The sequence below is a fragment of the Nonomuraea sp. NPDC050478 genome, from assembly GCF_044458265.1.
Classification (GTDB): domain Bacteria; phylum Actinomycetota; class Actinomycetes; order Streptosporangiales; family Streptosporangiaceae; genus Nonomuraea; species Nonomuraea ferruginea.
In genome coordinates, this window is sequence record NZ_JBITHT010000004.1 from 766,444 (window position 1) to 777,424 (window position 10,981).

Here is a 10,981-nt window from a genome sequence, read left to right on the forward strand (position 1 = left end):
GCCGACCCGCTGTCGGCCGCGCCTACGCGTACCGGCAGAAAGCTCGATAAGCGCCGTCCCGCTGCCGGCCGCGCGTTCGCCGCGTACACGTACCGGCAGAAGGCTCGCTGAGCGCCGTCCCACTGCCGGTCCGCGCGTACGCGTACCGGCAGAAGCGGTAGAGCCCTTACTTCTTTGGCTTGTCGGAGCCGGAGTCGGTCGACAGCGCGGCCACGAACGCCTCCTGCGGCACCTCGACCCGGCCGACCATCTTCATCCGCTTCTTGCCTTCCTTCTGCTTCTCCAGCAGCTTGCGCTTACGGGAAATGTCGCCGCCGTAGCACTTGGCCAGGACGTCCTTGCGGATGGCGCGGATGTTCTCGCGAGCGATGACCCGGGCCCCGATCGCGGCCTGGATCGGCACCTCGAACTGCTGCCTGGGGATCAGCTCGCGCAGCTTCTTGGCCATCTCGGTGCCGTACGCGTAGGCCTTCTCGCGGTGCACGATGGCGCTGAAGGCGTCGACCGGCTCCCCCTGCAGCAGGATGTCGACCTTGACCAGGTCGGCCTCCTGCTCCCCGGCCGGCTCGTAGTCGAGCGAGGCGTAGCCGCGGGTGCGCGACTTGAGCTGGTCGAAGAAGTCGAAGATGATCTCGCCGAGCGGCAGTGTGTAGCGGATCTCGACGCGGTCTTCCGAGAGGTAGTCCATGCCGAGGAGGTTGCCGCGCCGCCCCTGGCAGATCTCCATGATCGCGCCGATGAACTCGGACGGGGCCAGGATCGTCGACTTGGTCACCGGCTCGAAGACCTGCGCGATCTTGCCGCCGGTGGGGAACTCCGACGGGTTGGTGACGGTCAGCTCGCTGCCGTCTTCCATGATCACGCGGTAGATGACGTTGGGCGCGGTCGAGATCAGCGACAGCCCGAACTCGCGCTCCAGCCGCTCGCGCACGATCTCCATGTGGAGCAGCCCGAGGAACCCGACGCGGAAGCCGAACCCGAGCGCCGCCGACGTCTCCGGCTCGTAGACCAGCGCCGCGTCGTTGAGCTGCAGCTTGTCGAGCGCCTCGCGCAGCTCTGGGTACTCGTCGCCGTCGATCGGGTAGAGGCCGGAGAACACCATGGGCTTGGGGTGCTCGTAACCGGCCAGCATCTCGCCGGCGGACTTGACGGCGGAGGTGACGGTGTCGCCGACGCGCGACTGCCGCACGTCCTTGACCCCGGTGATCAGGTAGCCCACCTCGCCGACGCCCAGCCCCAGCTCGGCCGGGCGCGGCTCGGGCGAGATGACGCCGATCTCCAGCGTCTCGTGGGTGGCGGCGGTCGACATCATGAGGATGCGCTCGCGCTTGCCCAGGTGGCCGTCGACCACCCGCACGTACGTGACGACGCCGCGGTAGGTGTCGTAGACCGAGTCGAAGATGAGCGCCCGCGCGGCCGCGTCGGCCCGGCCGACCGGGGCCGGCACCTCCCGCACCACGTGGTCGAGCAGTTCGCGCACGCCCTCGCCGGTCTTGCCCGACACGCGCAGCACGTCGGACGGGTCGCAGCCGATCAGGCCCGCCAGCTCCTCGGCGAACTTCTCCGGCTGCGCCGCCGGCAGGTCGATCTTGTTGAGCACCGGGATGATGTGCAGGTCGGCGTTCATGGCCAGGTAGAGGTTGGCCAGGGTCTGCGCCTCGATGCCCTGGGCAGCGTCGACCAGCAGGATCGCGCCCTCGCACGCCTGCAGCGACCGGGACACCTCGTAGGTGAAGTCGACGTGACCCGGTGTGTCGATCATGTTGAGGACGTGGCCGTCATACGGCAGCCGGACGGCCTGGGACTTGATCGTGATGCCGCGCTCTCGCTCGATGTCCATCCTGTCGAGGTATTGAGCGCGCATGGAGCGGTCGTCGACCACCCCCGTGATCTGCAGCATCCGGTCGGCAAGCGTGGACTTGCCATGGTCGATATGCGCGATGATGCAGAAGTTGCGGATCAACGCGGGGTCTGTCTGGCCAGGCTGAGTGCGCACCGAAGTCCGTTCCGACAGGTTTGAGGTCAAGCGTCTTTCATGGTGACATGCCCGGGTGATGTCCCGAACCGTCATCCGCCGCGGCCTGCGCCTGATCGCGCTCGCCTCGGTCGTCATGGTCGCGCTGATCGGCGTCTTAGCCGCCGCGTTCCGGCTCCAGTTTACCGGGGCTCCGGCCGGGTGGGCGATGAGCACCGGCAACGACGCCCTCTGGCTGGGCCACATGTGGGTCGACGGCCGCCGCGACGAGCAGGACGTGCGCGTCCTCGCCGAGCGCCTGCGCACCACCGGCGTCAAGGACCTGTACGTGCACTCCGGTCCCTTCGAGCTGGACGGGAGGCTCGATCCGGCCAAGTATCCGAACGCCTCACAGTTCGTCCAGTGGGCGAAACGGCATATGCCGGGCGTGCGCATCTCCGCGTGGCTCGGACAGAAGGTCAAGAACGGCCTGGACCTGGACGATCCCGCCGCCCGCCGGAACGTGCTCGACGGCGTCGCGGCCGTCATGAAGGCCGGGTACGACGGCGTCCACTACAACTTCGAGCCGCTCGGCGACGGCGACACCGACTTCCTCGTCCTGCTGGACGAGACCAGGCGGCACGCCTCCCTGGTGTCCACCTCGACCCCGCAGATCGAGCCGTACCCGCTCATGCGGATCGGCACGAGGGCCGTCATGGGCCACGACAAGTACTGGTCGCCCGGATACTTCCAGGAGGTCATGTCCCGGGTCGACCAGGTCGCGGTCATGACGTACGACTCCGGCCTGCCGCTGGAGTCGCTGTACGGCGGACACGTGGTACGGCAGGCGGAGCTGGCCCTGGACCTGGTGCCCGAGTCGAAGTCCCTGTTCGTCGGCGCCCCCGCCTACCACGACCACGGCGTCCCGTGGAGCGACGCGGCGGAGAGCGTCGCCGTGGCCGGCCAGGGCGCCAAGCTGGCGCTGTCGGAGCACGGCCCGCGCGAGCGGTTCGGGCTGGCCCTGTACGTGGACTTCGCGGCGACCGAGGAGGACTGGCGGGAGTACGAGGAAAACTGGTTATCCTGAAACCGGGCGTTGATTTGAGCGGCCACCTGAGTTATTGGTAGCCTGAGCAACTGCGTGTGGCGCGCCCTCTCTCGAGCCCGCGCGCTTCATCCACCACCTTTAGACTTCACCGAGGCTTCTTCGTGGCGAACATCAAGTCCCAGATCAAGCGCAACAAGCAGAACGAGAAGGCTCGCCTGCGCAACAAGGCTGTCAAGTCCTCTCTCAAGACCGCGGTCCGCAAGTTCCGCGAGGCCGCCGAGCAGGGCGACGTCGAGCAGGCCGCGGCGCTGCAGCAGGTGGCCGCCCGTCAGCTCGACAAGGCCGCCAGCAAGGGCGTCATCCACAAGAACCAGGCCGCCAACCGCAAGTCGGCGATCGCCAAGCAGGCCGCCGCGCTCGCCGCGGCCAAGTAGGCGCCGGTCCGGCCATAGGAGCGCCGCACTCCCTCACGGGGTGCGGCGTTTTCTGCTGCTCGGGCACAGTCTCAAGAGCAATGTCACAGTTTCAATATCACATACGCGTCGCCGGGCCGTATCTTCTCCGTCACCGTTGACATCGCGCTCTTGCCCTCGGTGACGCCCTCCCCAATCCTCCTGAGGAGCGGATGTTGGGGGGTCGGATGCGGGGGCCGTTGGTCGTCAAGCGCGCGTTCAGCGAGCCGCTCCTGCTGTTGGCCGCCTTCGGGTCCATCCTGCTGGCCACCACCACGCTCGTCGCGCTGACCATGTACGCCTCCTCCATCGCCGAGGCGGGCGTGCGCCGGACGATGGAGACCGCGCCGCTGCGCCAGGTGGCGGTGACGGTGAGCGCCCCGGTGACGGGCGAGACGTTCCCGCGGCTCGACGCGGCGGTGCGCGGCCGGGTGACCGAGTCGCTCGGCGGCACGCCCGCCGCGTTCTCGACGAGCTTCCACTCCGACTCGTACACGATGCCGGGCCAGGAGCGCCGCGAGGTGCCGGAGCTGCTGCGGTTCGGCAGCTACGACGGTCTCGACGGGTATGCCCGGCTGGTGTCCGGCACGTGGCCGGAGCCCGCGGAGGACGGCGCCGTCGAGGCGGCGATCCCGCTGTCCGCGGCGTCGGCCTCCGGGTTGGAGAGCGGGCAGGAGATCACCGTGCGCGGCCGGCTCGACGGCAGGCCGGTGACGGTCCGGGTCACCGGCGTCTTCCAGCTCGCCGACCCGTACGGAGACCGCTGGGCCGGCGAGCAGTTGCTCAGCCGCGGCGTCGAGCACGGCGAGTTCACCACGTACGGGCCGTTGATGGTGCCGCGCGAGACGTTCCTGGCCCGCTTCGCCACCAACGTCGGCACGACCTGGACCGCCGTCCCCGACCTGAGCGCGATCACCCCGGAACGCCTGCGTCCGCTGGCCGCGGGCGTGAGCGGCCTGGCCGAGTCGCTCAAGGCGGACGGCTGCCCGAGTTGCACGGCCGTCACCCGCCTTCCCGGCATGCTGACCCAGCTCGACACCGCCTCGCTGGTGGCCCGCTCCACGATGCTGATCCCGGTGCTGCAGTTGCTGCTGCTCGCCGCGTACGCGCTGATGCTGACCGCCCGGCTGCTGGCCGACCACCGGCGGATGGAGGTGGCGCTGCTGCGCTCGCGAGGCGCCGGCACGCTGCGACTGGTGGCGCTGGCGGGCGGCGAGGCGCTGCTGGTGGCGGTGCCGTGCGCGGTGGCGGCGCCGCTGCTGGGGCCGCCGCTGCTGGCCGCGGTCAACGCGCTGCCGTGGATCGCGGCCAGCGGGGTGCGCCTGGCGCCGGCGGCGGACGCGGGCACGTTCCTGGTCTCGTCCGGCGTGGCCCTGGCCGCCGCCGTGCTGCTCACGCTGCCCGCCCTGGCGGGCGCGCGCCGCACCTACGTCGAGGAGCAGACCGCGCGCGGGCGCGGCGCGGGACGCGGCCTGATCGAGCGGGCGGGCGCGGACCTGGCGCTGCTCGCGGTGGCGGCGCTGGCGATCTGGCAGCTCCGGCACTACGGCTCGCCCGTCACCGGCACCTCCGGCGGAGGGCTGGGCATCGATCCGCTCATCGTCTCCGGGCCCGCGCTGGCGCTGCTCACCGGCGGCATGCTCGGCCTGCGGCTGGTGCCGCGCGTGTCCCGGCTGGCCGAGCGGATCACCGCCCGGCGGCCGGGGCTGGCGCCCGCGCTCGGCGCCTGGCAGGTGAGCCGGCGTCCGCTCCGCTACGCGGGTCCCGCGCTGCTGCTCACGATGGCGATCGCGATCGGCATCGTGTCCATGGCCACCGCCGCCACCTGGCGGGGCTCCCAGCTCGACCAGGCGCGCCACCAGGCCGGCGCGGACCTGCGGCTGTCCGGCCCGCCGGACTCGCCCGAGCTGGGGTCGTCCGGGCGGGGCAGCGCGTTCGCGGCGCTGCCTGGCGTGACCGCCGCCTCGCCCGCCTTCCGCGGCCAGGTGGAGGTGGGCGGCGAAGGGGCCGTCCTGCTCGCCCTGGACGCCGCCGAGCTGGAGGCGCTCTTCCGGCTCCGCCCCGACCTGTCGGCGCGGCCCGTCGCCGGCATGAGCCGCGCGCTGGCCGCGAACCGGCCCGCGGACGGGGGACTCGAACTGCCCGGCCGGCCCGCCGCGCTCGCCGTCGAGGCGCGCATGGACCGCATCCTGCCACTGCGTGTCCGCGTCTCCGACTCTCTCGGCGTGTGGCGCGACCTGCCGCTGACCGCCGCCGGGAACGGCCGGCTGAGCGCTGATCTCAAGGGGCTGGCCGGGCGTAGTGGTGAGATCGCCTACCCGCTGGCGGTGCGCGGTTTCACCGCCGGCGCCCCGGCGGAGGGCACGACGGTCGTCACGCTGTCCGGCCTGAGCGCCGACGGGCGGCCGGTCGGCGCGCCCGAGGTGCGGCTGGAGGTGACGGGCGAGCGGCCGGTCGCGGCCGGGTTCGCCCCGGTACGGGAGCGGCGCCCGCTGCCGGTCGTGCTCACCGCCGACCTCGCCGCCGCGAACAAGCTGGCGGCGGGACAGACCGGCCGGATCAACCTGGACCGCGAGGTCGTCGACGTCACCGTGGCCGGGGTCGTCGAGCGGATGCCCACCACGGAGCCCGACCAGCCGGCCCTGCTCGCCGACTGGGGGACCCTGCAGGCGCACGGCCTGGCCACCGGGCAGCAGCCCAGGCCCGCCACCGAGTGGTGGCTGGCCGTCGAGGGCGGCGACACCGCGCCGGCCGCGCGGGAGCTGCGCGGCCATCCCGAGTGGGACGTCACCGTGACCGACCAGCGCGAGCTGGCCGCCGGGCTGCGCGACGACCCGCTGGCCAGCGGGCTGCAGGGGGCGCTCATCCTCGGCTTCCTGTCCGCGCTGGTGTTCGCCGCGCTCGGCTTCCTGGTGAACGCGGCCGTGGCCGCCCGCGAGCGGATGGCCGAGTTCACGATCCTGCGCGCGCTCGGCGTCAGCTCCCGGCAGGTGTTCGGGCTGCTGGCGGTCGAGCAGGCGTTCGTCATCGTGCTCTCGCTGGTGGCCGGCACGGCGCTGGCCGTCGTGGTGGGCGGCCTGGTGGTGCCGCACATCGTGCTGACCGGGCAGGCGTCGGCGGTCACGCCCGAGGTGCTGCTCGACATCCCGTGGGGAGCGACCGCGGCCCTGCTGGCCGGGGTGGCGGCCGTGCTGTTCGCGATCGTGGCCGTCCTGGCGCGCAACCTGCGCCGCCAGGGCCTCGGCCGGGTGCTGCGCATCGGGGAGGACCAGTGAGGGTGCTGCGGCTCGCCCGGACGCACCGGGGCGCGGTGGCCGTGCTCGCGCTGCTCGTGCTGAGCGCGTGCGTGCTCGTGGCGGGGCTGCCGCGTACCATGCAGGCCGCCTTCGACGGCGCGCTGCGCCAGTCGCTGGCCGCCGCGCCCGCCTACCAGCGGGACGTGGCCGTGGAGCTGCGCTCGTCGGGTCCGGAGAGCGACCTGCGCGAGCCGGCGCAGTTCGCCTCGTACGGGGAGCAGTACCGGGACCTGGTGCCGGAGCCGCTGAGCGACCTGCTCGACGGCACAGGACACGCCAGCGCCAAGACGTACGACACGCCGGTGAACGGTTCCGGCGGTCGCACGTACCTCAATCTCGGCTGGCTGTCCGACGGCGAGCGGCGGGTGGAGTGGGCCGAGGGCCGGGCTCCCGGGAGCGTCGGCACGACGCGGTGGCAGGGGCAGACGGTGCCGCTGTACGAGGTGGGGGTGTCGGCGGAGGCCCGCGACATGATGGGGCTGAAGGTCGGCGACCTGAAGATCCTCGGCGAGAGCGACTTCGCGGCCGTGAAGGTCGTCGGCGTCTTCCGCGCCCGTGACGCGGGTGACGACTACTGGTCGCACAACGGTGAGATCCTGCACGTCACGCGGCTGCAACCGCCGGGCTCGCTCGACTACGAGCACTACACCACCGCGCTGATCGCCGACGCCGGGCTGGCCCGGCTGAGCGGCGCGGACCGGAATCTGTCCTACCGCTGGGTCCTGCCGGTGGACGCCGCCAGGACCGGGGCGCGTCAGGTGGACGAGCTGGACGCGGCCGTCACGGAGTTCGAGCGGGTGCTGAAGGTGCGGCCCGGCCTGGTGTCCGGCACCGTCGTCTCCACGGGGCTGCCCGGGCTGCTGGACGGGTTCCGCGCCGCGCTGGCGACCGCGCAGACCGTGATGTTCCTGGTGCTCGGCGGGTTGCTCGTAGTGGCGCTCGGCGTGATCCTGCTGGCCGTGCGGCTCCTCGTCGACCGGATGGACCGGGCGCTGTCGCTGACGCGGGCGCGCGGCGGTTCGCTGCGGCAGGTGGCGGGGACCGGCGCCGTGCTGGTCGCCGCCGTGGTCGGGCCGGCCGCCGCCGCCGGGTACGCGCTCTCGTACCTCTTCCCCGGGCCGGTGCCGCCGGTCGTGCACGCCGGGCCCGTCGCGGTGGCGGTGGCGGCGGTGGCGTTCGCCGCCGCGCGGATCGCCGTCGCCCACCGGGCGCCGCTGCACGAGCGGCGTGAGGACGTGGTGGCGGCCCGGCCGTCCGCCCGGCGGATCACGCTGGAACTGCTGGTCGTCGGGCTCGCTCTGGCGGGCGCCTACCTGCTGCGCACCCGGGGCACGGCCGCCGGAGGGCTGGACCCGTTCCTGCTGGTGGTGCCGCTCGCGCTCACGCTGGCCGCGGCGCTGATCACCATGCGCTGCTACCCGTACCCGCTGCGCCTGCTGGTCAGGGCCGCCGCCGGGGGCCGGACCGCGGTGGCCTTCCTGGGGCTGACGCGGGCGGCCAGGACGGGCTCGTCCGGCGTGCTGCCGGTGCTGATCCTGCTGCCCGCGCTGGGCGTGTCGGTGTTCGCCTCGGTGATCTCCGGCAGCGTGGCGAGCACGCAGCGGCTGGCCTCGTGGCAGGCCGTCGGGGCGCCGGTCAAGATCACCTCCGATCGGGAGCTCACCGCCGGGGAGGTCGAGCGGGTGCGTCAGGTGCCCGGCGTGGCCCGGGTCGTGCCGGTACAGCTCGCCGACGTGCAGGTCGGCCACACGGCGGAGCGGGCCGAGGTGATCGCCGTCGACCTGGCCGGGTGGCGGGAGCTGGTGGCGGGCGCTCCGGTCAGCCTGCCCGCGCCGCCCGCGGCCGATTCCGGCATCCCCGCGCTGGTGTCGCACGAGCTGCGCGGGCGCGGCACGTTCGAGATCGGCTGGCAGTCGCGGCTGACGATCACCACCAGGGACGTGGTCACCGCGGTGCCGGGCTTCTTCACCGAGGGCAAGTTCATCGTCCTGCCGTTCGACGTGAACCCGCGGCCGGTGGTCAACGCGCTGCTCGTCTCCGGCGCCGCCGACCGGGCCGCGCTGGCGCGGGCCGTGCCGGACGCCCGGGTGGAGACGCAGGCGGCGACGCTGGCCGCCATCCAGGCCGACCCGATGACCGGCACCGTCAGCGCCACGCTGCTCGTGGTGACGGTGGCGCTCGCCGGGTACGCGCTGGTCGCGGTCCTCATCACGCTGGTGATCGGCGCCGCCGACCGGGCCAGGGCGCTGTCGCTGCTGCGCACCCTGGGACTGTCCGACCGCCAGGCGCGGCGGCTCACCGTGCTGGAGATCCTGCCGATGGTCCTGGTCACCGCGCTGGTCGGGCTCGGCCTCGGGCTGGGTCTGCCGGCCGCGCTCGGTCCCGGCATCGACCTGTCCGCCTACGCCGGCGGGCTGGCCGTCGGCGGCTACGATCTCGACCTGACCACCCCGGCCGCGCTGGCCGCCGGGCTCGCCGTCGTCGCCGTGCTCGGCGCGTACGCGCACGCCGCCATCAGCCGACGCCGCGACGTGAGCGCCGTCCTGAGAGTGGGAGACCTGTCTTGAACCCGACATTGTCCGAGCTGGAGGCGGAGGCCGGCCGGGAGAAGGCCGCTTTCGGAGGTGACGCGCACATCGTCTGCGACAACCTCGTACGCATCTACAAGACCGAGGGCGTCGAGGTGGTCGCGCTCCAGGGCCTCGACCTGGTCGTGGAGAAGGGCGAACTGCTCGCCATCGTGGGCGCGTCCGGGTCCGGCAAGTCGACGCTGCTCAACGTGCTGTCCGGGCTGGACGTGCCGACCGCCGGGGTGGCACGGGTCGCCGGGATGGACCTGCTGGCGATGACCGCCAAGGACCGGCTGCGCTACCGGCGCGAGGTCGTCGGGTTCATCTGGCAGCAGACCGCGCGCAACCTGCTGCCCTACCTGACGGGGCGGGAGAACGTCGAGCTGCCCATGGTGCTCGCGGGCCGGCGGCGCGGCGAACGGGCGGCCGAGCTGCTCGACCTGATGGGCGTGAGCCACTGCGCCGGCCGCAAGCCGCCGGAGATGTCAGGCGGCGAGCAGCAGCGGGTCGCCATCGCCGTCGCGCTCGCCAACGCGCCGCAGCTCATCCTCGCCGACGAGCCGACCGGCGAGCTCGACAGCGAGACGTCCGAGGAGGTGTTCGGCGCGCTGCGCAGGGCCAACCGCGAACTGGGCGTCACCGTGGTCGTCGTCACCCACGACCCGCTCGTGTCCGAGCAGGTCGACCGCACGATCGGCATCCGCGACGGGCGCACCAGCAGCGAGACGCTGCGCCGCGAGGGCGCCGAGGGGCAGATCGTCGCCGAGGAGTACGCGGTGCTCGACCGGGTGGGACGGCTCCAGCTGCCCCGCGACTTCACGAACGCGCTCGACATGGAACGCCGTGTCCGCCTGGAACTGGAGAGCGACCACATCGGGGTGTGGCCGGTACGGGAGGAGCCCGCCGATGAGCGGTGAGCCGTTGGTCGTGGTCGAAGGGCTGCGCAAGGTCTACCGGACGGGGCCGGAGGAGGTCGTGGCGCTGCGGGAGGTGTCGTTCGAGGCCTACCCGGGCGAGCTGATCGCCGTCCGGGGGCGGTCGGGGTCCGGCAAGACGACGCTGCTCAACCAGGTGGGCGGGCTGGACCGGCCCGACGCCGGGCGGGTGGTGGTGGCCGGGCAGGAGGTCACGGCGCTGCCCGAGGACGCGCTGCTGGCGCTGCGCCGGGACGTGATCGGGTTCGTGTTCCAGTCGTTCGGGCTGATCCCCGTGCTGTCGGCGGCCGAGAACGTGGGCGTGCCGATGCGGCTGGCCCGCACCCCGGTCGAGGAGCGGGAGAAGCGGGTCCGCACCCTCCTCGCCCTCGTCGGGCTGGACAAGCACGCCAACCAGCGCCCGTACGAGCTGTCGGGCGGTCAGCGGCAGCGGGTGGCCATCGCCCGGTCGCTGGCCAACCGGCCGCGCCTGCTGGTGGCCGACGAGCCGACCGGACAGCTCGACTCGCAGACGGGACGGCAGATCATGGAACTGCTGCGCGCCCTGGTCCGCAGCGAGGGCGTCACCGCCCTGGTCGCCACGCACGACCCGAACCTGATCACGCTGGCCGACCGGGTGCTGGAGATCAGCGACGGCACGCTGCGGGAGGCCGCGCTCCAGGAATCCTGACCCGGCGGCGGGCCCGCGTGGGTCGCCGGTGGGACCCTGGCCGGGTCGCCGTGTGC

7 protein-coding genes are annotated in these 10,981 nt (G+C 72.9%); 6 read left to right on the plus strand and 1 reads right to left on the minus strand.

Annotated elements, in window-relative coordinates; translation table 11 throughout:
- Positions 1 to 166: 166 nt before the first annotated feature.
- Positions 167 to 1,996, minus strand: a complete 1,830-nt coding sequence (gene lepA / locus ACIBF7_RS23515) for a translation elongation factor 4 (RefSeq protein WP_271279644.1) — start codon at positions 1,994 to 1,996, stop codon at positions 167 to 169.
- A 58-nt stretch (positions 1,997 to 2,054) separates the two neighbouring features.
- Here lepA and ACIBF7_RS23520 point away from each other — a divergent pair, with 58 nt between their 5' ends.
- The 6 genes from ACIBF7_RS23520 to ACIBF7_RS23545 all read left to right on the plus strand — a co-directional run bounded on the left by ACIBF7_RS23520 (position 2,055) and on the right by ACIBF7_RS23545 (position 10,925).
- Positions 2,055 to 3,041: a hypothetical protein gene (locus tag ACIBF7_RS23520; protein ID WP_364228296.1), complete on the plus strand. Its 987-nt coding sequence runs from the start codon at positions 2,055 to 2,057 to the stop codon at positions 3,039 to 3,041.
- A 122-nt stretch (positions 3,042 to 3,163) separates the two neighbouring features.
- Positions 3,164 to 3,436: a 30S ribosomal protein S20 gene (gene rpsT, locus ACIBF7_RS23525; RefSeq protein WP_148033503.1), complete on the plus strand. Its 273-nt coding sequence runs from the start codon at positions 3,164 to 3,166 to the stop codon at positions 3,434 to 3,436.
- A 206-nt stretch (positions 3,437 to 3,642) separates the two neighbouring features.
- The gene (locus ACIBF7_RS23530; RefSeq protein ID WP_397198154.1) at positions 3,643 to 6,729 is read left to right on the plus strand and encodes an FtsX-like permease family protein; all 3,087 of its coding nucleotides are present in this window, start codon (positions 3,643 to 3,645) and stop codon (positions 6,727 to 6,729) included.
- Entirely contained in the window at positions 6,726 to 9,317 is a 2,592-nt protein-coding gene (locus ACIBF7_RS23535; protein ID WP_148033505.1) for an FtsX-like permease family protein, read from the plus strand. Before ACIBF7_RS23530 ends, ACIBF7_RS23535 begins: the two co-directional genes overlap by 4 nt.
- Positions 9,314 to 10,237 (plus strand): ABC transporter ATP-binding protein, encoded by a 924-nt coding sequence (locus tag ACIBF7_RS23540; RefSeq protein WP_148033506.1) that lies wholly within the window; start codon positions 9,314 to 9,316, stop codon positions 10,235 to 10,237. The genes ACIBF7_RS23535 and ACIBF7_RS23540 overlap by 4 nt, the downstream gene beginning before the upstream one ends.
- Positions 10,227 to 10,925: an ABC transporter ATP-binding protein gene (locus ACIBF7_RS23545; protein WP_148033507.1), complete on the plus strand. Its 699-nt coding sequence runs from the start codon at positions 10,227 to 10,229 to the stop codon at positions 10,923 to 10,925. Before ACIBF7_RS23540 ends, ACIBF7_RS23545 begins: the two co-directional genes overlap by 11 nt.
- The last annotated feature ends 56 nt before the right edge of the window (positions 10,926 to 10,981 follow it).

Bases quoted from the DNA above. Each gene is read 5' to 3' on its own strand.
- ACIBF7_RS23520 (WP_364228296.1), top strand. From the start codon at position 2,055: ATGTCCCGAACCGTCATCCGCCGCGGCCTGCGCCTGATCGCGCTCGCC.
- ACIBF7_RS23530 (WP_397198154.1), top strand. From the start codon at position 3,643: ATGCGGGGGCCGTTGGTCGTCAAGCGCGCGTTCAGCGAGCCGCTCCTG.
- ACIBF7_RS23545 (WP_148033507.1), top strand. From the start codon at position 10,227: ATGAGCGGTGAGCCGTTGGTCGTGGTCGAAGGGCTGCGCAAGGTCTAC.